A 22,240-nucleotide genomic window follows, 5' to 3' on the forward strand; every position below is an offset into this window, starting at 1 on the left:
CAGGGGTGTTTTTCTACACCCCCCTAAGCCCCCTCAAGGGGGGAATCCCAATAAAATGCCTTGTTCTAAGAAATTTTCTTCCGTCTTTTCCGCCTCTGGCGGATAAGCCACCTTCCCCTGGTTAGGGGAAGGAGCCATTATTTCAAGAACACTGTATATGATCCATTTAACCAATAACATTTAATCATTAACCAAAAAAAGTGCCGAGCGCTAGCAACCCGACACCTTCACACATCAAACCAAATGAATTTAGAATGTAAAGTTTAGAATTTAGAGTAGTTCAAGTAATACACTCTACATTCGCACTTCTACATTCGTACTTCTAAATTCGTCCCTCGTGTACCTCACTCGTCTTCCACAAAAATGTAGCTCGTCCTGACCACCTCGGTCAATCGAAAATACCCAAAGGCATAATTATCCGGATTGGTTTCATTGATGACGTTGCCCTTTACCGATACGGGAGTGGTTTCAAAGATGCCCACGCCACCCAATTGGTCAATCAAAATTTTGATATAGTCATAATACGCTCGGGAAATCCCATACATCTCAATATCCACCACATCACCTGCCTCAAAAGGGGGAATATCTTCTTCATCCTCAATTTCGTACCACCAATCAATTTCATTGCCGTTCACAAATTCATCTTCGGCATATTCCAAATCGGGCAATAAATCCCCTTGACGTTGAAATTTAAAAAGGTAATTGTCCCCTTCCGTCTCGGGGTCGGTGAAAACGATGTGAACCTCCAACAGTTCTTCATCAAAACCATCTTCCCGGTCTTGAAAAACATCGGTAATGTCAGTAACAGGGGTCATGGTCTCTTGTGCAGTGTACACTTCTCCATTGTATTCGATACGAAGGGAATACGATTGCCCCATTACAGGTTCAAAACTGGTGGTACGATATTCACCGTTGTTTTGGTCAACAAAGTCGTAGGTTTCCCCGCTTGAATCATTGGTGACCGTAACCAAAGCCCCAGTCACGTCAATGATGTTGTCTTCATCAAAGAAAGGTGTGGATTTTCGTAAGCGGATGGTCTGCACGCGGCCATTGGTGCCCTTTTCCCAATCGATGGAGGCTTCCACCACCAAACGTTCAGGGCCGTTCTGCACTTCAACATCGACCACATCGGTGCAAGACGCAAAATAGGCGATAAACAATACTATTGTTATTCTTGTTAGTGTTTTCATGTCTTAAAATTTAAAATTGTAGGTTAGAGAAGGTACGATACCGAAAATGGCGGTTCGGGTGGCTTCATTAGCCCCCGTTTCCAGATTTTGGCCAAACGAAATGGAAGCCGCATTCTTCCTGTGGTACAGGTTATAGACACTCAACACCCATTCTCCCTTAAAGCGTTTGTTCTGATATTTTCTGGGTTTGAAGGTCACCGACGCATCCACACGATGGTAGGCGGGCAAACGATCCGAATTTCTGGGAGCGTAGCTCGCAATGGACAAGTCTTCATATTGATACTGCCCATTGGGATAGGTAACCGGCCTACCGGTCTGGAAGACCAAATTGGCACCAAAGCTCCATTGGTCATCCCATTTGTAGGAACCGGAGATAGAAACATCGTGGGTTCGGTCAAAAAAGGCATTGTACCAATCCCCATTATTGATGCCGGGCCCGCCTGCACTGCCTCCCAAAGTACGTTGTTCGGATTTTGAAAGCGTATAGGCAATCCATCCCGTTAAATCACCCTCGTTCTTGCGAAGCAAGAGTTCCAACCCATAGGCCCGCATTTCACCGTTCAAGATTTCTGTTTCGATGGTGTTCTGGCCAATCAATTCCGACCCGTCGATGTAATCGATGCGGTTGTCCACCGTTTTGTAATAGGCCTCGACTTCCAAGGAATATTCCTTGTCCAAAAAGTTCCGGAAATACCCCAAGGCGTACTGGTTCGACAATTGCGGTTTGATGAACGGCCCACTGGGCGTCCACACATCCAAGGGGGTGACCGATGAAGTGTTGCTCAACAGATGGATGTATTGTGCCGCTCTTGAAAATCCCGCCTTTATCGAAGAATCCTCATTCAAGAGATAGGCCAATGAAACCCGAGGCTCGAAGTTGCCAAAGGTTTCAATGGCCTCACTTTTTGCGAAATCGGTTTCCCCGATGGCCTCCCCACGCTCGTAGATGCCCAAATCGGCATTATAAACCACAGGTTGCCCATTGACATATTCGGTAATCGGTTGCCCGCCCAATCGTGAAAAGGCACTATAACGAAGGCCATACTGCGCGGTCAACTTATCAGTGAGCTTGTGCTCCGCATTTATGTAAAGCCCACTTTCAAGCGCTCTTTTCTGGTCCAACGACAAGGGATTTACCGGTGAGGTCGGTGCCGTGGGCCGTACCTGCCCCGGATCAAAATCGTAATAGATTCCGTTCGCACCAAAATCCAATGAAAAGGTATCGTTCAGGTAATATTTCAAATCGTATTTCAGGTTGTAATTGGTGATGGACGATACCCATTCAAACTCATCTTGGTCAAACCTCAAATCGTAATCGTAACGGCTCGCAATGGCCGAAAGGTTAGAGAACAAGCGGTCGTTAAAAATATGGTTCCAACGCAGGTTGCCCGAGGCATTGCCGTAGCTGTTGTCAAAAAGGCCCCCAAAGTCAAAGGCATCGCGACCAAAGTAGCCTGACAAGAACAGTTTGTTGTTGCGGTTGATGCTGTAGTTAGTCTTTAGGTTTAGGTCATAGAAGGTAACGCTATTGTTTTCTCTCGCTGCTTTGAGTATCAAATCCACATAGGAGCGTCGGCCTGCGACCAAAAAGGAACCTTTGTCACCAAAAACAGGACCTTCTGCCGTCAAGCGACTTGAGATGATTCCAATACCGCCCGTTAGGGCAAAGTTTTTGCTGTTCCCGTCTTTCTGGCGGATGTCCAATACCGACGAAACCCGACCCCCGAAGCGGGCTGGAATGCCCCCTTTGTAGAGCTTTACATCTTTGATGGCATCGGCATTGAATACCGAAAAGAAGCCAAACATGTGCGAGGTGTTGTAGATAATGGCCTCATCAAGCAAGACCAAGTTTTGGTCCTGTGCACCGCCACGCACATGAAAGCCACCGGTACCCTCGCCGTTGTTCGTGACCCCGGGCAAAAGCTGTAGACTCTTTAGCACATCTACCTCACCCAAGACCACAGGGGTCTGTTTGATGGTACCCACGTTCATCTTTACGACACTCATCTCAGGTTTGCGAAGGATGGCCCGTTCGGGTTCGTCGGCCGTGACCACAACCTCTTGAAGTTCCGTGGAGAACTCAGCGATTTCCACATCTCGCTTGATGTCTTGGTTCAAGTTGATTTTGATGTTGACATCATTGAAACCCATGTAGGAGATATTGAGCACATACTCCCCTTCTGGGGCGGTGATGGAATAAAACCCATATTCGTTGGTGACCCCGCCAATGGTGGTGCCCGTGAGGAATACGGAGGCCCCAAAAAGGGTCTCGCCATTACTTTTGTCGGTAATGGTACCGCTGATGGTGTGGCTGGTCTGGCCCATGGCCAGCATACAGCCCAAAAAATAAGCCCAAAGCAACCAAACCGTGGTTTTGATTGCCGGGCTCACAGCTTTCTTTTTGTTCATTTTTTGATTTTTGATGGTTGTAAAATTGTTTATATCACCAGAGACAAATCAAAAAAGGAAGGGTTGCATGTCGGAAGTTATTATTAGAATAAGGATTTTGAAATACCGTGAATTATCACCTAAATATTAGCTTTGTTGAAGCGCTAATAATTATGTTTTGTCAATTTCAAGAAGGCATCACTATATACCAAAGTTTTTAATACAAGGATTTGCAGGAGATGACGGAAAGTTAGCAGTTTTCGATCGTCAAAAAAATTTACTGAATCCAAGTAGAAAATACCCAAAGCAAGTTTTTTACGAATGGAATAGAAATCTATTTTTTGTTAATGGGAAAGAAACAGATTTCATAGAAGAGCTATTTTCAAAAATTGAAAGTCGCTTTGCACCAGCATACCATCGAATTATTTCAAAAGAAAAAAATCCTGAAAACCCATATTTTGATCATTTTCATTTGATTCATTATTTAGGCATATTATTTAATAGTTTGCCCTTAAACGATGAAAAGATTACAGAACTAGTTCAAAAATCAACTTTTGAAGATTTTGCCTTTCAAATTCGAAATAAAGATGGTTCTGAAATTCCAGAACATAAAAAGAAAGAGATTTTAAAGAGATTCCGACAAGAGCCTGCATTCACACAAGCTATCAAAAGTTGGAAGGGAATCACCGATTATTTGAAATTAGACATAGTAAAATTTTCTCAATTCTGTAAAGTTTATCATGCTGCAAGCGAGGTTCAACTCCATTTACTTGGTGATAATCCTTTTCTACTAAAGAATGAAAGGGTTTCAGCGGTATATGAATCGGAATTTATTTTTCCTTTATCAAAAGGAGTAACTTTCTATCACTACTTTGGAAAGGAATTAAAATCAATTTCTGCTGAAAATCGAATAAAAGTTGACATTTTAATTTTTCTACAATCAAATAAATTAGTCTGTAGCCCTGATTCATCCTACTTGTCTATGATTGCTAATATTGCTTCAAAATACGATTCCAAAGAAAAAATTATCAAGTTAAAGGAACTCATATTCAGAATTTTCGAAAACAACTAATAAATCTTATAAAAGTTTTTTTACTAGATTTTAAAGCATCAATCTTCATGCAACCTTTACTTTTGCTGTTGTTCTAATTCTACTCCCACTCCACCTTTGCTGCCCTTATGTCTTCCCGAAACTTGGGGTTGGTCCACATGGCAGTAAGCATGTCATGCGCCAATACCCGGGCCGCCTCTTCATCACTGGGATAATGAATGCCCATAATTTCACGTGACTCCCCTATCTCATAGGCTAAATCCAAAAACTGTTGCCGTTTTTCGGGCAGCAATTCACTCCATACAAAGGCCTGGATATAGGCCCAAAGGGTATGTCCGCTGGCAAAGGAGGGCGAACCCATGATGGCCAGGGGTTGTAGTTTGGGTTCCAACACATAGGGGCGGGCACGCAATAAATGATATTTTACGGTAAACTCCATAATGCGCATGTCTTTGGTCACCCCTTGCAACAACTTAAAGGTAGCAGGGTAATTTTCTTCAGTGCAGTGTACGCCCAACATCTCCCTACCCTCGAACATTAAATCCTTCACATTTTTTTCATACCGTTCATGGTCTTTTTTGACGTTCATGTGGGGCCAATAGCCGATGGGTGCTAAAACTTTTGAGGTACGATGTACTTGTTCGGGGGTACGCTTTTGCTGCCATTCCAATAGAAAGTCCAGCTCGGCTCGAGTCTGGTCAGAACTGTTCGCGGGAAAAGCCATTTCATTTTTTAGTTCCTCTATTTGAACTTGAGTCAAATAGGCCGGGGCCATCAGGGTGTACGACAAGGCCACCGAATTGTATTGGTCGGGCGTAAAAGAAAGCGCGTCAAGCTCACTACGCTGTGGGTTGGGCTGAGCATCGAGTTTTTGCAGTTCAGCATAATGGTTTTTGGCGGGTTCCAGAGGATGCAGGGATTGGGCATAGCTATAACCAGTCGCTACAAGTGTTAAAAGAAGGAGTGTTTTTTGCATGAAATCAGTCTTTTAATTCTTTAAATCGTCTATTTACGATATACGAATCTAATAAATGAAATGAATCCCGTAAAACATTTTAGGAAATCATTATGAGCCGTTCAATGAACCCACGGTTGCTGCAAACTTTTGTAACAGGTCGTAGTTCAATTCGTAATGGGTAAACTTATCGTGCTGTTCGGTAAGAAAGAGTCCTGCTTCCTTTAAAATTTTGACATGTTGTGAGATGGTGGACTGTGAATAATCGAATAGCTCCACCAAATCTTTGTTACAGGTCACATTGTCCACTCCCCGCCCATTGTTCTTTTCCGATAGGTAACGCACCAAGCCCACACGTACCGGATGGGCCAGGGCGTCCGCAATTTTGGCCACCTCAAAATCCATATCGTTGATGTATTTGCTGGAGATTTCGGTACGTATGCGCATCTTAAATCGTTTATTACAAATGTACGATTCTTAGATTTCTCGTTCGTCCTTTGACAGTGCCTCGTACTTCATACTTCCCACTTCAAACTTTTTTTCCCTTTAGTGCAACCCTTTACTTTTGTGCTTGTCTTTGATTAGAGATAAGGCATCAACCGAAACCTTTTGGAAACCGACATCCGCTTTACACATCAAACCCTGGTTGAGCAATGCAAAACCGGCAACAGCAGTTCGCAATACGAGCTGTACAGCCTGTATGTAGATGCCATGTACAACGTGGGGCTTCGGTTTTTGGGCAATAAGGAAGATGCCGAAGACATTGTGCAAGACAGTTTTGTCGATGCCTTTAAAAAACTGCACAGCTTTAAATACGAAAGCAGTTTTGGGGCTTGGCTCAAGCGCATTGTCATCAACAAGAGCATCAACCACCTTAAGGCCAAACGGGTGCCCGTGGTGCCGATGGAGGCACACGAGTTTCATCTCGCTGATGAAGCACCTGTTGAGGCCGAAGCGGTGGATCTTAAAAAAGTACAGTCGGGCATTGCACAACTGCCCGATGGGTACCGACAGATCATCAACCTGTACCTGATTGAGGGGTACGACCATGTGGAGATTGCGGAAATACTGGGCATTTCGACCAGTACTTCAAAATCGCAATACCATCGTGCCAAGAAAAAATTATTGGAAATCATAAGCGAATTGTAATGGACAATTTTGAAAAACATATTCGAGAGAATGCCGCCCAGTTTGATACGCAGAAGGCTGACCGCGCCAAACTGTGGGCCAATATCTCGGCAGAGTTACAGAAAGAAGAGCCCAAAGTTATCCCCCTTTGGAAACAACCGATGCTTCGCATTGCCGCCAGTGTGGTGCTGTTGTTGGGTATTGCCAGTTTTATTGGCCTCTCCATTTATAGGGGCGGCACGGCCGAGACGCAATATGTTTCCAAAGAACTGTTGGAAATCGATATGCACTATCAAAATTTGGTCTCCTACCAAGTACAATTGGTGCAGAGCAATCCGAACCTCACTGAAGAAGATAAAGCCGAGTTTTTGTCCTTTATGGATGAACTCGATGCCGAATACGAGACCCTTCGCGAAGAAATGCGAAAGAACCTTGACAATGAGCGGGTGTTGGAGGCCATTGTGGCGAACTACAAAAAGCGTATTGAGCTCATTGAGAATTTATTGAAACAGATAAACGATGCTAAAAAACCCGATGAAGATTATGGTTACACGTTATAAAATTATCCTGTGGATGGCCGTGGCGCTATGCACGGTACACGTTGGTACCGCACAGGAAAGGGTATCCAAAACCATTGAAAAGAGTTTTCCACTCACCAATAATGGCGAGCTACAACTGGAAAACAAATATGGCAACATCACTCTGACGGGATGGGAACAGAACAAAGTTTCCGTCAAAATAGAAATCAAGGTGAACCACCGCAAACGGAATAATGCCAAAGACTTGTTGGGCCGTATCAATCCCGATATCAAGTCGAGCAGTGGGTATGTTTCCATTATCTCTGAAATTGCCAACAAGAATACGGGATGGTTCGCCGATTTCTTCAACCGCACCAATCCCATTGATTCCGACCGCAGCCATGTGCAGATAGATTATGAGGTGTTCTTACCCAAAAAAGCGAAGCTTAAGGTCACCAACCGCTTCGGCGATGTCTTTATTGAGGATTGGAACGGCGAATTGAACACTTTAATTGAACATGGTGACCTTTGGTTGGGCGAAGATTTGAACAAAGCGGATATTATCCTAAAATTTGGTAAGGTCAGGGCGCGGAACCTGAATTATGCCAGTCTGAACCTTAAAAATGGGGAGCTGGACATGCAGAACGCCAAAAGCCTGCGCTTGAACGGCGATGGTACTGAAATGAAAATCAATGCCATCAATTCCCTTGAAATATATTCCAACAAAGATGATATTGCCATCTCAGAAGTGGGCACTCTCTACGGAAATCTAAAATTCAGTACGCTGAATCTGGATAGCTTAACCCAAGATGTGGACTTAACCCTAAAAATCGCTGATTTTCGAGTACAGCGCATTATAAATCCGTCTGCGGAAATCTCCATAGAACAAGAATCTTCGGACATCACCTTGTCGGTTTCCAATTTTTCACATCGTTTTAGTGCGACATTGGAGCAAGGTGTCGTGCGATTGCCGAAGACTTTCGAGAACGTAAACTCCACCGTATTGGATAAAAGCCGTAGGCTTCGTGAAATCAAAGCCAGTTATGGTCGGGGGCAACAAGGCAGCATTTCCATCAATGGGCTTAAGGGAATTGTAACAATAAACGATTAAAAAAGTCAAAAAAGATGCAACCCTTTAGAAATTCAATTGTCTTTAGAAAAAATCCACCTGTACATCGGGAAATCAATCAAAAAAACCTATCAAAATGAACAATCAAAAATCAATTTTACTTTTATTTCTTTTCCTATCTACCCTAGTGCTCAAGGCCCAAGATGATGAAGATGAGTTCATCTTATTCAATGACAGAAGAAATGTCGTACATGGTGTCTATTTAGGGTTTACCATGGGATACGGGGAAATCGATGGACAAGATACATACATGGGTGGATTAAAGCTCGCCTATGTGGCAAATCGGCAATTGGAAATAGGATTTGTCGGTAAGTTTTTATACTCTGAGCAAGATATCTTTAACCCAAGGTCGGGTACAAATGACGATTTATTCGCTGCCTATGGCGGGCTGCACCTAGAACCCATACTTTTTGGAAAATCTAAGGTAAGCCTCTCTTTTCCTCTACTCATTGGGGCAGGTGCCGTGGGTTATATCGATAGAGATGCCGTTCGCAATGATGTGGATGTTGATATTAACGATGATGATGTCGATGCCGTATTTGTTTTGGAACCGGGTGTAAGTGCCTTGTTCAATATCAACCGATTTGTGCAATTGGAAACGGGAGTAAAGTATCGCTTTTCAAGCCAAATTGAACTGACGGACAGTCCTGTTGACAGAATCAATGGCTTCTCAGCAGAAATAGGCATAAAACTTGGCATCTTCAATATGGGCCGAAACCGTTATAAAAAACAGTTGGACTGATGGAAAAGAGCAAAAATTGTCTGAAGTACATTGAGACAAATCGAGTTTATACAAAAGACGAACAAGTGTTCACCAAAAATGAAGGTGAGGATTGGTTTCCTATTAAATTTAAATGGATTTCTGTGACCGCATCAAAATGATGTGGCCCTCTTTTTAATGTCTCGATTCAAGTGTCTTCACCACATCATTCAGTCCATATCCTTTGGCTTTCAACAAAATCATAAGGTGGAACAATAGATCGGCACTTTCATTTAAAAACAACTCATCATTCTCATCTTTGGCCTCAATAACGACTTCGACCGCCTCTTCCCCCACTTTTTGGGCAATTTTGTTGATGCCCTTTCTGAACAATGAGGCTACATAGCTCTTTTCATCTTCTTGCTTTTCTTGACGGGATGCAATGATTTCCTCCAAATTGGACAAAAATCCGTAGGATTGTTCATTTTTCTCTCCCCAGCAGGTGTCATCGCCTTTATGGCAGGTTGGGCCTTTCGGATTTGCCCGAATCAAGAGCGTATCGCTGTCACAATCATTTTTGATGTCGACCAGTTCCAAGAAGTTGCCACTCTCTTCCCCTTTTGTCCATAGGCGTTGTTTGCTACGACTAAAGAAGGTCACCTTTTTGGTGTCTTGGGTTTTTTGCAGCGCCTCTTCGTTCATATAGCCCAACATCAAGACATTTTTTGTTGTGGCGTCTTGGATTATTGCTGGTACCAAGCCATCGGCATTTTTGGTAAAATCTACTTTCATTTTTAAAATTTAGAAATTAGAGTTTAGAGCGTAGAATTTTTCATGGACTTAATCTTATCGGTTGTTATTCAGCCTCTTTCTAACCGTCATAATCGACGAAACTGTTATTGCAACAAGTTCACTGGCCTCTTTAATTAATCGTTCATTTTCCTCATCATTTACAAATAAAATTTCTTTGAAAATTTCCAACCAGTACATACTTTCATCAGCTTCTTCCTCAACAATCTTAAGCTTATTAATAAAATCTTTATCAGATTTAGCAGGATTGGCGGCCCTATAGTTTGCCCCTACTGAACTTGATGAACGAATTAGTTGTCTTACCAAAGAGTCAAACTCCCTTGATTTAGGTATCGTTTTGCAAAAAGCAATACAATCAAGATTAAATTTTTTGGTTCTTAGTTTTAAATCCTGCATGATAATCTCAAGTATTTAATCTCCAATGCTCTGCATTCTAAATTTTACGTTCTACGTTCTACGTTCTACGTTCTTCGTTCAAAACTCTAAATTATTTACAACCGCACTGGAATCCCCTCTTTTTTTAATTCTTGCTTCAAGTCTTTTATTTCAATCTCCTTAAAATGGAACACACTTGCCGCTAGAGCTGCATCTGCTTTTCCTTTTTGAAAGGTATCAGTGAAATGGGTCGTTACTCCTGCACCACCGGATGCGATAATCGGAATGTTTACTAACTCTGATAACTTGGCCAATGCTTCGTTGGCAAAACCGTTTTTAGTTCCATCGTGGTCCATACTGGTAAACAGAATTTCGCCAGCGCCTCGTTTTTCCACCTCTTTTGCCCATTCGAACAGATTCAGTTCCGTGGGGACTTTTCCGCCTACCAAATGCACTTTCCATTGTCCTTCCACTTGTTTGGCATCAATGGCCACTACGATGCATTGTGAACCAAATTTGGCGACCAAATCATTGATTAACTGTGGATTTCGAACCGCAGCAGAATTAACGGAAACCTTATCCGCCCCGTTTTTGAGCATGGCATCCACATCTTCAACTGACGAAATTCCCCCACCCACCGTAAACGGAATGTTCAATTTCTCCGCCACCCGATAGACCAAATCAGCCAAAGTTTTACGCTTTTGTTCTGTTGCAGAAATATCTAAAAAGACCAATTCATCAGCACCTTCTTCAGCATAACGTTGGGCCAATTCAACTGGGTCACCTGCATCCCGTAAATCCACAAAATTGATGCCCTTGACGGTGCGACCGTCTTTGATATCCAAGCAGGGTATGATTCGTTTCGTAAGCAAAACTTCGTTTTAGTTAATTGTTAAAAGTTATTGGTTAATAGTTTTTCATCTAGCATCTAGCAAAATTCTACGTTCTAAATTCGTCATTCTACATTCGTAACTCTTCACTTTTGATTTTTCTGATTTAAGTCGACCCCATCGTAAAAACCCAACTGTTCATTCTTTAATTGTTTCACCCAAAAGGCAATCTGTCCTGTGTGGTACGAGAAATGTTCTACCACATGAATACTATTTCCTATTCCTGAAAATTGATATCCTTGTACCGATTTAACTTCTAAAAGTCGCTCGATTGACACATCTTGGATAGAAGCCTTTACTTCGTTGACCGTTGTTTCCAATTTGTTTAAGAGTTCTTTTTTTGTAAATCCTCCTCCTGTTGAAAATTCCAAGTCACGTTCGCGTTTATCTTCAATATTTCGTAACGACGCAATACCGTATTGGGTCATGTTACCGCAAAGGTGCAATATCAAATTCCCGATACTGTTCATGGACTCATTTGGATTTTGCCATACTTGTGCTTCGGACACCTTCTCCAATGAAATTTTAACCATGCGAAGGCTTTCATCCATTCGAAAACAGCAGTTTTGTATGAATTCTGATTGAAGTCTATCTAAATTATCCATGTTTTAAATCAAACTCAATAATTGCAAGCCTCTTTTTTGTTTCTGTTCCATATATGGACACGAATTTCACGAATTAGCACAAATGTTCTTTTTAATGTGTACTGTTCACTGCTCACTGCCCAAAATATAGTTTTCTAATTGCTTAAGGCTGATGCGGTTTTCATAAATGGCTTTACCGATAATGACCCCTTCACAGCCCATCTCCGCCAGTTTGGGCAGCTCATCAAATTCTGAAATTCCGCCACTGGCAATCAGTTTAATTCCATTTTCCTCGATGTCGATTACCCCACTGCCGCCAATTTCCGTCCGTGTAATCTTGGTCTCGTTCAACAGTTTTCTGTACAAGTCAAATGCAGGGCCTTGCAGCATTCCATCCTTCGAAATATCGGTACAGATTACATATTGTATTCCCTCTTTTTGATAGTGCTTTACAAAAGGAACCAATTTTAATTCTGATGCCTCTTGCCAGCCAGATACTGCTATCTTTTCGTCTTTTGCATCGGCTCCCAAGATGATTTTTTGACTGCCATAGGTTTTCAACCATCCTAAAAAAGTGAATTCGTCCTTTACGGCTATACTGCCTCCCGTAATCTGATTCGCCCCGCTTTCAAAGGCGATATGTAAATCTTCATCCGACTTCAATCCGCCCCCAAAATCAATCTTTAAATCAGTTCTTGAAGCGATTTGTTCCAAAATTTTGTGATTGACGATGTGCTTGGATTTCGCTCCATCCAAATCCACCAAATGCAAATATTGAATTCCGTGGGCCTCGAATTGTTTGGCCACTTCCAACGGATTTTCATTGTAGACCTTCTTCGTGTCATAATCTCCTTTGGAAAGCCGAACGCATTTGCCTTCAATGATGTCTATTGCCGGAATTATTCGCATATCAATCTAATTTAGCCCTATCTATGGCCATCCAAAGTTCGGAATCGCCAACTCTTTTAAATCCAAAAGATTCATACAGAATATGGGCATCCTTAGTTTTTAAGGCGATGGTGAGCACATTTTTGATTTCTGGATATTCCATCATTGTTTTTATTAAAAACTTTCCTAACCCTTTTCCTTTATGTGGCTCAAAAACCAAAACATCCATGATGTACGCAAAAACCACTTTGTCAGTCAATACTCTACCAAAACCGACTTGTTCATCAGAATTAGTAAAAACTCCAAAACAAATAGAACTATCAATAGTTTTCTTGGTCAATTCTGGAGTTCTATAGCTTCCCCAATAAGAAGCCTTCACCTCTCGATGAATCTTAGCCATGTTCAGCAAATTCTTATTTGTAGAGATATAATACCCTTTCATACTAAGAAATTTTGAGAAAGTTCTCTAAGATTTTCGTTCCATATTCTCCCGATTTTTCAGGATGGAACTGAACTCCATAAAAGTTGTCTTTTTGTAGCGCTGCGCTGTATTCCAAACCATAGGTGCTCGTAGCAACGGCTTCATTGGTTTTTGGAGCATAGAAACTATGTACAAGGTAAATAAAGTCTTCATGTAAACCTTCGAACAATTCACCCTTTAGATGCTCTATTTTATTCCATCCAATTTGAGGCACCTTCACTCCAGAATTAAACTTGACCACTTCATTATTAAAAATGCCTAGTCCTTTGGTGTTTCCCTCTTCCGATGAATTGCACATGAGTTGCATACCCAAACAAATACCCAGAACGGGTTGTTTCAAGTTAGGAATGAGCCCCTCCAAACCGGATTCCCGTAACTTTTTCATGGCCGAACTTGCTTCGCCCACCCCCGGAAAAATAACCTTTTCGGCATTTTTAATTTCCTCCGGATTCGAACTTAAAACCGCCTCAACACCCAATCGCCGAAAAGCAAATTTGATACTTTGGATGTTTCCTGCGCCGTAATCTATTATTACTAGTTTCATTTTATTCATTTTGTCATTTCGAACGAATGTGAGAAACCTAGATTTCTCATGTCCATTTCGACTGAGCTCAATGTGACATTCGAAATGACACTATTCTACAATATTCCTTTGGTTGATGGTAAGACCATTTTCTCTGTATCTCTTTTTACAGCCATCTTAATAGCTTTGGCCCATGCCTTGAAAATTGCCTCTATCTTGTGGTGTTCATTGGTTCCCTCAGCCTTAATGTTCACATTAGCCTTGGCCGCATCGCTAAAGGATTTAAAGAAATGGTGGAACATCTCCGTGGGCATATCCCCCACTTTTTCACGCTTGAACTCGGCTTCCCAGACCAACCAATTACGGCCCCCGAAATCAATGGCGACCTGAGCGAGACAGTCATCCATCGGAAGGCAAAACCCATAACGCTCAATCCCCAATTTGCCTCCTAAAGCTTTGTAAAAGACCTCTCCAAGTGCAATTCCTGTATCCTCAATGGTGTGGTGCTCATCAACTTCCAAGTCCCCATCAACCTTAATGGATAAGTCCATTTGTCCATGACGTGCCAACTGGTCGAGCATGTGGTCAAAAAACTTGAGTCCCGTGTCAATTTCAGCTTTGCCTGTTCCATCCAAATTCAATTCAATGAGGATATCGGTCTCTTTTGTCTTTCTATGGATTTTTCCGACACGAGTTGAAAGTTTCAAGAAACCATAGATTTGTTCCCAATCATTGGTTTCCAGTGTGATATAGTCAGAAAGGTCAGTCTCATTAACGGTTATTTCATCAGTCCCTAAATGGGTTTCATCGTTGATAAAAATGCCTTTTGCACCTAAATTCTTGGCAAGCTCCATATCCGTCAGGCGATCCCCAATGACAAAAGAATGGGCGAGGTCATATTCTTCTGTCAGAAAACGTTGCAGCAATCCGGTGTTCGGTTTTCGGGTAGGCGCATTGTCTCTGGCAAAAGTTCGGTCTATCAACACCTCACTAAATGTTACCCCTTCATTTTCAAAGGATTGAAGCAGCAAGTTGTGAACGGGCCAAAAGGTTTCCTCTGGAAAAGCATCCGTACCCAAACCATCTTGATTGGTCACCATCACCAGTTCATAATCCAGTTCTTTGGCAATCTTTCCCAGATAGGTGAAGACCTTCGGATAAAAAACCAATTTCTCAAAGGCGTCCAATTGTTCATCACTTGGTTCTTTGGCCAAAGTGCCATCCCGATCAATAAATAAAACCTTTTTAGCCATTACTAATTTCTTTTAATGTGGTCATCAATTTTTCGTTTTCTTCAATAGTGCCTACTGTAAAACGCAAGGTGTTTTCACATAGCGGTTGGTTGCTCCGGTTACGGACCACAATTCCCTTTTTAATCAGTTGTTCATAACGTAAATCTGCATCATCCACCCTCACCAAAACAAAATTCGCTTCTGTGGAGAAAATGGTTTTCACATAGGGGATTTCAGCCATGGCCGCTACTAGTTTTTCACGCTCCGCGCGAATATTTTCAACCTCTTTTGCCACCAAACCTGTATTCGATATACGCTCTAGCGCTTTTTGTTGCGTGAGTTCGTTGACGTTGTAAGGGGGTTTTATTTTTTTTAGGATGGAAATGATGGCTTCGGAGGCATAACAGATTCCCAATCGGATGCCTGCCATACCATAGGCTTTCGACAGGGTTTGCGTCACTACCAAATTCGGGAAGTCTTTCAACTTTGATAACCAACTTTCCTTTTCCGAAAAATCAATATAAGCCTCGTCGATTACTACCAAGCCATGAAAATTCAACAATAAGTACTTAATCTTCCCGACCGAAAAATGGTTTCCAGTGGGATTATTGGGGGAACACAAAAAAATGATTTTTGTTTGTTCATCGACACTATCCAAAACCTTTTCAACATTGGGTTGGAAATCATCAGTCAACAAAACTTCGTGGTTTTCCACGGCGTTGGTCGCTGCCAAGACCTTGTACATACCATAAGTCGGGGGCAGGGTGAGGACATTATCCACATTTGGTTCGCAGAATGCCCTGAAAATCAAATCCAATACCTCATCACTGCCATTGCCCAACAAAATTTGATTCACTGAAACTCCTTTTTGTTCAGCCAACACTGCTTTTAAACGTTGCTGATGTGGGTCAGGATAGCGATTCACGCCATTATCAAAGGGATTCTCATTGGCGTCCAAAAAGACCATGTCCTTTTCAAAATCCGTGAATTCATCACGGGCCGAGGAATAGGGTTTTAGGTTTTTGACGTTTTCCCTGATCAGACTCTTTATGTTGAAATTTTTATTCATTCCTATTATGTTTCCCTTCTGATAAGGAGGGATAAAGGCAGGTTTTTTACACACCCCTGTCCGCTTTTGCAGACTTTCCCCTCTCAAGAGGGGAGGTTTTCAATTCTTTTAATCTAAGGGTCACCGCATTCTTATGTGCCTGTAATCCTTCTGCTTCGGCCATCAATTCCACACTTCTGCCAATATTTTGTATCCCTTCTTTGGATATTTTCTGAAAGGTCATGCTCTTCATAAAACTATCCAGATTCACCCCACTGTATTGTTTGGCATAGCCATTGGTCGGCAAGGTATGATTAGTGCCCGAAGCGTAATCTCCCGCACTTTCGGGCGTGTAATTGCCAATAAAGATCGAGCCAGCATTTACCGTGTTTTGAATGTAGAAATCCTCATTTTCAACACAAACGATATAGTGTTCAGGCCCGTATTCGTTGATAATCTGTAGAGCTGTTTCGTCGTCCTCCACATAAATCAAACGGCTATTTTCAATCGCTCTTTGGGCGATTTGCTTTCGAGGCAGGTCGTCGACCTGTCTTATTATTTCTTCTTCGACATTTTTGATAAGTGTTTTGGAAGTTGATACCAACACTACTTGACTGTCCACCCCGTGTTCTGCTTGGCTCAATAAATCGGAGGCTACAAACGCTGCATTGGCCGAATCATCGGCAACCACCAACAATTCACTGGGGCCTGCAGGCATATCAATGGCCACCCCGAACTTAGTGGCCCACTGTTTTGCAACAGTCACATATTGATTGCCAGGGCCGAAGATTTTATACACTTTGGGTAGGGTCTCCGTACCGAAAGTCATTGACGCAATCGCTTGAATACCGCCCACTTTGAAAATTCTAGTCACTCCGCATAACTGTGCGGTATATAAAACAGCAGGATTCAATTCTGCTTGTTTGTCGGGCGGGCTACACAAAACAATTTCATCACAACCCGCCAATTTTGCAGGAATCGCCAACATCAAGATGGTCGAAAATAAAGGGGCCGTACCGCCGGGGATGTACAATCCGACTTTCTGTATCGGGCGTTTTTCTTGCCAGCATTCTACCCCAGGCATGGTTTCTACTTCCACCCTATCCGTTTTTTGAGCCGCATGGAATTTTTCAATGTTCGATTTAGCGACTTGAATTGCCTCCTTTAAATCTTCTGAAATCTTGGAAGAACCCTCTTCTATTTCTTTTTGTGTTACTTCAAAGTCGGATAATATAACACCATCATATTTTTCGGTATAGGTTGCCAATGCACTATCCCCAGAAGCTTTGACAGCTTTGAAAACCTCGTTGACAACAGGCTCCACAGCCTCAAAGGATTGGGTCGGTCTGGCCAGGATTTTCAGCCAGTCAGATTTTTTTGGATTTATATATTTTTTCATCTTACACCCCTAAAGTTGTGTCTTCCTCTCGCTCCTAGAATCGCTCGTCGGAGACAAGAAGGGGACAATCCTCAAATAAACATTTTATTCGTAATTCTAATTTCGTATTTTGTGCTTCACAGCACCATTTTTTCTATCGGGCAAACCAATATGCCCTCTGCGCCAGCGGCTTTGAGTTCGTCGATGACTTCCCAAAATTTGTCCTTATTGATGACCGTATGTACCGAGCTCCAGCCTTCTTCCGCCAAGGGTAGCACGGTTGGACTCCGCATTCCCGGTAAAATCTGGATTATTTCATCCAATTTGTCATTGGGTGCGTTCATCAAGACATAGCGGTTCTGACGTGCCTGCAACACGGATTGGATTCGAAACCGAAGTTTCTCAAGTAGTGCTTTCCGCTCATCATTGATTTTTGGCGAGACCGCCAGTACCGCTTCACTTTTCAGCAATACCTCGACCTCTTTCAAATTGTTCTTGAACAAGGTGCTGCCACTGGAAACAATATCACAAATAGCATCGGCCAACCCAATGTTTGGGGCGATTTCCACAGAGCCTGTAATCACGTGCAAATCGGCTTTGACCCTTTTTTCATCCAAGAATCTTTGTACGGTGTTCGGATAGGATGTTGCAATACGTTTTCCTTCAAAATCTGTAAAGCTCTCATAGTTTTCTGATTTTGGAACGGCCATGGAGACCTTACATTTAGAAAAGCCCAGTTTTTCGGCCACATCAATTCCTCCACCCTTTTCGAACAGAATGTTCTCTCCGACAATGGCAATATCGACCACACCATCGTTTAAATATTGTGGAATATCACCGTTTCTGAGGTAAAAGACTTCCATGGGAAAGTTTCTCGCATTGGCTTTCAACTGGTCTTTGCCATTGTCAATGGAAATACCGCATTCTTTCAATATTTTGAGGGAATCTTCTAATAATCTTCCGCTTTTCTGGATGGCGATTCTTAGTTTCATGAATTAATATACTTTTTTCATTCCCGCGAAGGCGGGAATGACCGTTATTGAAATGCAAAAACCCGTTTGATTGCTCAAACGGGTCCGTTATTTTGATGCACACAAAACACAGCTACCTCGCCTGAGCGAAAATAGTCATGTGGTGATGTGTGTGATTGTTTCTCATTTCGGTTTCAAAAATAGAATATAATTTTTTTACAAAAAAATGAAAATTAGTTATTCCCTAAAATTATTGGCAATCCATCATCACCCGATCCCACCACCACTACTTTGGCGTTGGGTGATTGCGATAGCATGAGCGTGGCCTCAATACCTTTGTCTTGCAGAATCTTGTCGGTCAATGAAGCGCTTAAAATTCGGTTGGCGTCTGCCTTGCCCTGTGCCTCGATACGCTGCCGCTGGGCTTCTTTATCCGCTTTTTCCAAGCGAAATTCATATTCCAATGACTCTTGTTCTTGACGTAATTTCCGCTCTATGGCTTCCTTAATGGTGGGTGGCAGGGTAACGTCGCGCACCAAGACCTCATCCAACGTTATGAACTGTTGGCCCACAATTTTTTGGGTCTCTTCATAAATTTCCCGTTGAATGGCGTCGCGTTTGCTTGAATATAGCTGTTCGGGAGTATAACGCCCCACCACACTTCTCGCTGCTGAACGAATCGTTGGCAGAATGATCCGATCCAAATAATTTTCACCAATCTGTTGGTGCAGCTTTCCGAGCTCTTCGTAGTTTGGTTTGTACCACGCTGAGGCATCCAACTGAATATCCAACCCATTGGATGAGAGCACCTTCATCTTCTCGAATATCTCTTGTCGGCGCACTTCATAAACGTATACCTTGTTCCACGGTGCCACCAAATGAAAGCCCTCGCCAAGGGGTGGCTCATCGGTGACAACACCGCCCCCAAAACGTTTCCATAACACTCCGGCTTCACCCGCGCTGATGTTCACTGCGGATTTTGAAATTAAAATAATGAGCAAAATAATTGCAAATACCGCTGGCAATGCAATTTTTGGTAATCTATCCATTTTATATAGTTTATAGTAATCCGTTATATTTTCTGATGAGCCATTCGGTAGCCAAGGCCAAGGCCATTAAGCCCAATAAGACCTTGAAATCTATTAAAGATACGACTTTTTGTCTGTTCTTTTGGATGGGAACGTAGCGGTCACCTGTTTGAAGATCTTGAAGCAAAGTGTCTATTTCATTTGGATGGTACACACTGCCGCCATTGTTTTCAGCAAGGCGAAATAGTCGTTCATGATCGGACGAATACAACTGTTTTTCAGCATCAAATTCAAGTATTTTGAAGGTTCCGGATTTTGAAATGTTTTCTTTTGTTTCGGTCACAGTGAAACTATACGAACCATCGGGAAGGTTCTCAAGCACAGCTTCATGGTAACCGCTTTTGTACAGCATCGGTATTTCGTTCAATGCCCCTGTTTCTTCATTCTTGACCCGTAACACCAGGTTTGCGCTGTCATCCAACACATAGGTTTTATCGAAAAAGGAAGCCCTGATTCTTGCTCTGCCAACACCTTCATAGACCTTTTCATAGTCCAACTGTAATCGTTCACGTTTGCCGGATTGGGAAAGATACACCAAAAGTTTGCCCATAAAATTGTCAAACTGCTCAAAATTGCCTTGGTCCCTGAAGCTTTGTGCCCGCCATTGCCAAATGTTTTCGCCAAAAAGTACGACGTTTTTAGTTTGCTGTCCATTCCAGATAGCCATGAGTGGACTCTCCATCACTGCCCCTTTGATTTTCATGTTCATCAAAACATCGGCTTCGCTCACAAAGGTCAACGGGCCTGCATCACTTAAAAGAGGGGGAAATCCGTTCGAATCAAATCCAGAGATGTCAAAATGTGGAAAAACTTGGTTTGTGACCCCAAAAACCTCTTGTTCAGGATATCCTGTTTCTAAAGAAAAGCGATTTTCATTCTTTCTGTTCACAAAATTCAAATCTGTTTTTGTGCCGGTAATCGTGATTGTTGAGATAGCTCTTGCCTGAATTTCTTGGTATGCCTTATCAAAACTGGAAGTCGGCTGGTACAGGATTGCAACATCAATATCATCAAAAAAATTGGTGTCCAATCTTGGATTGACTATTGCTACGGAACGTTGTTCATTAGCTTCGATTGATTTTTTTAGCGCTCCGATGTCAGGGTGCAAGAAATCAGAAATGAGCGCTATCCTGCTTTTTTCATCAATGACTTCAATTGCTGTTTCTTTACTGTTGTTGGCAGTGTTTCTTTCATTCTGCAATTGACCTACCGTTACCTCTACTGATTTGACGCCAACACTTTGGGCCGTGACCAAAGCTGACACTGTCTTACCGTTCTGATTTTTGGAAAAAGTCAGGTTTTCACGATGTACTTGGGTACCATTCAACAGCACACGAACTGAAGTTGAAATAGACTGATTGCCTTGATAGTTGATGGTTGCCTCTATAGGAAATCGATTTCCCAAAAACGCATATTTGTTCAAAGTCACCCTACGTACAGCCAAGTCTTGATATTTGGTGGTATCACCCAGCACTACCGTATTCAACTGCATCGATATTGGGGTTTTGAAAAATTGGTAGTCATTTCCCACGGTTTGGTTGCCGTCTGAAAATAAGACCGCTACAGCGTCACTATTTCCATTTAATTCGACAGCCTTTTGCAGTGCCCGATTGATGTTTGTGCCCTTGCCCGATAAGGTCAGGGAGTCTAACGGACGAAAATCTGTGTCAAAACCATACTGAAAAACATCAAAGCGACCATTGATGGTTGAATTGTTTGCGAGTTCTCTAGCATGTTGCTGTACTTTTTCAGCTTTATCGGCTTCCCCCATTGAAGAAGAATTATCGACAAGTACCAGCAGTTTCAGCTTTTCAACGTAAAAATTATTCTTTACAAACTTTGGGTTTATCAATAAGAGCAGTCCACTAAAAATGGCAACAAAGCGCAAAAAGGAAAGTGCGATTCTAAAACGACCGCTTCTTTTGTTTCCGTAGAAGTATTGAAAAAGAACAACGGCTATTGAAACAATAGCCGCCAAAATAATCAGTAAAACCGTTTTTGTATCCATTCAGGAATTAACTCAATAATTGAGATTTTAAATGTTCCGACGCTTGCGTCGAAATTTGTAATTGTCATTCCTAACTGTTCATCATGGGCTTGCCTAAAGTTGTTTTCTACAATTAGGTCAGCATACCTCCGTCGACATTCAATACCTGTCCTGTTACATAAGCGGACAAATCACTCGCCAAAAATAAACAGGCGTTAGCAATATCTTCAGGAGTGCCACCGCGCTTCAACGGAATCGCATCACGCCATTCTTGAACCATTTTTTCATCAAGTTTCTCTGTCATCTCTGTTTCTATGAATCCGGGAGCGATGGCATTGCATCGAATATTACGCGAACCAAGTTCTAGTGCGACAGATTTGGTAAAACCGATCATACCCGCTTTTGAAGCTGCATAATTGGTCTGGCCTGCATTGCCCTTGACCCCGACCACGCTGCTCATATTGATGATGGAGCCTTTTCGTTGCTTCAACAGGGTACGCTGAACAGCCTTCGTCATATTGAAGACCGATTTCAGGTTGACTTCAATGACAGCATCAAAGTCTTCTTCTTTCATACGCATCAAAAGATTGTCTTTAGTGATACCGGCATTGTTGATGAGCACATCGATTCCATCAAAATCTTCAAGAATTTTATTGACCAATTCTTGTGATTCTTCAAAACTGGCCGCATTGCTTTTATATGCCTTGGCTTTTACCCCGAGAGCGGTTAGTTCTTTCTCCAATTCCATAGCCGGGGCTTCACTCGAACTGTAGGTGAATGCCACATTGGCACCATGTTCGGCAAGAGTCTTGGCAATACCACGACCGATGCCGCGGCTGGCTCCGGTAACGATTACATTGCTTCCTTCAAGTAATTTCATTTTGGTCGTTGTTTTTCCAAATATACAGGATGAAAAGGGTTGGGCA

The 22,240-nt window shown here is 42.4% G+C and carries 24 protein-coding genes; 6 read left to right on the forward strand and 18 right to left on the reverse strand.

Annotated elements, in window-relative coordinates; genetic code table 11:
* Positions 1–344 precede the first annotated feature (344 nt).
* Complete coding sequence (locus AAAH86_RS04740; protein ID WP_343486352.1) at positions 345–1,190, reverse strand: DUF4249 domain-containing protein; 846 nt, start codon at positions 1,188–1,190, stop codon at positions 345–347.
* A 3-nt stretch (positions 1,191–1,193) separates the two neighbouring features.
* Entirely contained in the window at positions 1,194–3,599 is a 2,406-nt protein-coding gene (locus AAAH86_RS04745) for a TonB-dependent receptor (protein WP_343486353.1), read from the reverse strand.
* Positions 3,600–3,756: 157 nt separating this feature from the next.
* On the opposite strand from AAAH86_RS04745, the gene AAAH86_RS04750 reads away from it, so the two are divergent.
* Positions 3,757–4,650, forward strand: a complete 894-nt coding sequence (locus AAAH86_RS04750; RefSeq protein WP_343486354.1) for a DUF4238 domain-containing protein — start codon at positions 3,757–3,759, stop codon at positions 4,648–4,650.
* Between the two features lie 79 nt (positions 4,651–4,729).
* On the opposite strand, the gene AAAH86_RS04755 is transcribed toward AAAH86_RS04750, so the two are convergent.
* Both AAAH86_RS04755 and AAAH86_RS04760 read right to left on the reverse strand, forming a co-directional pair.
* Positions 4,730–5,605, reverse strand: coding sequence for a phosphatase PAP2 family protein (locus AAAH86_RS04755; RefSeq protein ID WP_343486355.1), 876 nt, complete (start codon positions 5,603–5,605; stop codon positions 4,730–4,732).
* A 90-nt stretch (positions 5,606–5,695) separates the two neighbouring features.
* Positions 5,696–6,031, reverse strand: a complete 336-nt coding sequence (locus AAAH86_RS04760) for a metalloregulator ArsR/SmtB family transcription factor (RefSeq protein WP_343486356.1) — start codon at positions 6,029–6,031, stop codon at positions 5,696–5,698.
* A gap of 162 nt (positions 6,032–6,193) precedes the next feature.
* Here AAAH86_RS04760 and AAAH86_RS04765 point away from each other — a divergent pair, with 162 nt between their 5' ends.
* The 5 genes from AAAH86_RS04765 (at position 6,194) to AAAH86_RS04785 (ending at position 9,241) form a co-directional block, all read left to right on the forward strand.
* Positions 6,194–6,733, forward strand: coding sequence for an RNA polymerase sigma factor (locus tag AAAH86_RS04765; RefSeq protein WP_343486357.1), 540 nt, complete (start codon positions 6,194–6,196; stop codon positions 6,731–6,733).
* On the forward strand, positions 6,733–7,272 hold the full coding sequence (locus AAAH86_RS04770; RefSeq protein ID WP_343486358.1) for a hypothetical protein: 540 nt from the start codon (positions 6,733–6,735) through the stop codon (positions 7,270–7,272). Before AAAH86_RS04765 ends, AAAH86_RS04770 begins: the two co-directional genes overlap by 1 nt.
* Entirely contained in the window at positions 7,247–8,341 is a 1,095-nt protein-coding gene (locus AAAH86_RS04775) for a hypothetical protein (protein ID WP_343486359.1), read from the forward strand. Before AAAH86_RS04770 ends, AAAH86_RS04775 begins: the two co-directional genes overlap by 26 nt.
* 94 nt (positions 8,342–8,435) lie before the next feature.
* Positions 8,436–9,101 carry a hypothetical protein gene (locus AAAH86_RS04780; RefSeq protein WP_343486360.1) on the forward strand — a complete coding sequence of 222 codons (666 nt, stop codon included), beginning with the start codon at positions 8,436–8,438 and terminating at the stop codon, positions 9,099–9,101.
* Entirely contained in the window at positions 9,101–9,241 is a 141-nt protein-coding gene (locus tag AAAH86_RS04785) for a hypothetical protein (RefSeq protein WP_343486361.1), read from the forward strand. The genes AAAH86_RS04780 and AAAH86_RS04785 overlap by 1 nt, the downstream gene beginning before the upstream one ends.
* 13 nt (positions 9,242–9,254) lie before the next feature.
* Here the strand turns inward: AAAH86_RS04785 and hisIE are convergent, their stop codons facing one another.
* From hisIE to fabG, 14 genes are all read right to left on the reverse strand, one after another.
* The gene (gene hisIE, locus AAAH86_RS04790; RefSeq protein WP_343486362.1) at positions 9,255–9,851 is read right to left on the reverse strand and encodes a bifunctional phosphoribosyl-AMP cyclohydrolase/phosphoribosyl-ATP diphosphatase HisIE; all 597 of its coding nucleotides are present in this window, start codon (positions 9,849–9,851) and stop codon (positions 9,255–9,257) included.
* 54 nt (positions 9,852–9,905) lie between these two features.
* Complete coding sequence (locus AAAH86_RS04795; RefSeq protein WP_343486363.1) at positions 9,906–10,265, reverse strand: four helix bundle protein; 360 nt, start codon at positions 10,263–10,265, stop codon at positions 9,906–9,908.
* Between the two features lie 95 nt (positions 10,266–10,360).
* A complete protein-coding gene (gene hisF, locus AAAH86_RS04800; RefSeq protein WP_343486364.1) occupies positions 10,361–11,116 on the reverse strand; it encodes an imidazole glycerol phosphate synthase subunit HisF in 756 nt (251 codons plus the stop codon).
* Positions 11,117–11,220: 104 nt separating this feature from the next.
* Positions 11,221–11,739, reverse strand: a complete 519-nt coding sequence (locus AAAH86_RS04805; protein ID WP_343486365.1) for a DinB family protein — start codon at positions 11,737–11,739, stop codon at positions 11,221–11,223.
* Between the two features lie 105 nt (positions 11,740–11,844).
* Positions 11,845–12,627, reverse strand: a complete 783-nt coding sequence (locus AAAH86_RS04810; RefSeq protein WP_343486366.1) for a 1-(5-phosphoribosyl)-5-[(5-phosphoribosylamino)methylideneamino] imidazole-4-carboxamide isomerase — start codon at positions 12,625–12,627, stop codon at positions 11,845–11,847.
* Between the two features lies 1 nt (position 12,628).
* Positions 12,629–13,048 (reverse strand): GNAT family N-acetyltransferase, encoded by a 420-nt coding sequence (locus tag AAAH86_RS04815; RefSeq protein WP_343486367.1) that lies wholly within the window; start codon positions 13,046–13,048, stop codon positions 12,629–12,631.
* Position 13,049: 1 nt separating this feature from the next.
* Positions 13,050–13,631: an imidazole glycerol phosphate synthase subunit HisH gene (gene hisH, locus AAAH86_RS04820; RefSeq protein WP_343486834.1), complete on the reverse strand. Its 582-nt coding sequence runs from the start codon at positions 13,629–13,631 to the stop codon at positions 13,050–13,052.
* 95 nt (positions 13,632–13,726) lie between these two features.
* Complete coding sequence (gene hisB / locus AAAH86_RS04825) at positions 13,727–14,863, reverse strand: bifunctional histidinol-phosphatase/imidazoleglycerol-phosphate dehydratase HisB (RefSeq protein ID WP_343486368.1); 1,137 nt, start codon at positions 14,861–14,863, stop codon at positions 13,727–13,729.
* Positions 14,856–15,911 (reverse strand): histidinol-phosphate transaminase, encoded by a 1,056-nt coding sequence (gene hisC, locus AAAH86_RS04830; protein ID WP_343486369.1) that lies wholly within the window; start codon positions 15,909–15,911, stop codon positions 14,856–14,858. Before hisC ends, hisB begins: the two co-directional genes overlap by 8 nt.
* Positions 15,912–15,957: 46 nt before the next feature.
* Positions 15,958–17,289, reverse strand: a complete 1,332-nt coding sequence (gene hisD, locus AAAH86_RS04835; RefSeq protein WP_343486370.1) for a histidinol dehydrogenase — start codon at positions 17,287–17,289, stop codon at positions 15,958–15,960.
* Between the two features lie 116 nt (positions 17,290–17,405).
* On the reverse strand, positions 17,406–18,260 hold the full coding sequence (gene hisG / locus AAAH86_RS04840) for an ATP phosphoribosyltransferase (RefSeq protein WP_343486372.1): 855 nt from the start codon (positions 18,258–18,260) through the stop codon (positions 17,406–17,408).
* A gap of 212 nt (positions 18,261–18,472) precedes the next feature.
* Positions 18,473–19,288: a prohibitin family protein gene (locus AAAH86_RS04845; RefSeq protein WP_343486373.1), complete on the reverse strand. Its 816-nt coding sequence runs from the start codon at positions 19,286–19,288 to the stop codon at positions 18,473–18,475.
* A 10-nt stretch (positions 19,289–19,298) separates the two neighbouring features.
* Positions 19,299–21,335 carry a vWA domain-containing protein gene (locus AAAH86_RS04850; protein WP_343486374.1) on the reverse strand — a complete coding sequence of 679 codons (2,037 nt, stop codon included), beginning with the start codon at positions 21,333–21,335 and terminating at the stop codon, positions 19,299–19,301.
* A 112-nt stretch (positions 21,336–21,447) separates the two neighbouring features.
* Positions 21,448–22,194 (reverse strand): 3-oxoacyl-[acyl-carrier-protein] reductase, encoded by a 747-nt coding sequence (gene fabG / locus AAAH86_RS04855; protein ID WP_343486375.1) that lies wholly within the window; start codon positions 22,192–22,194, stop codon positions 21,448–21,450.
* Positions 22,195–22,240: the final 46 nt, after the last annotated feature.

The organism is Allomuricauda sp. d1 (genome assembly GCF_039592695.1).
Lineage (GTDB): Bacteria > Bacteroidota > Bacteroidia > Flavobacteriales > Flavobacteriaceae > Flagellimonas_A.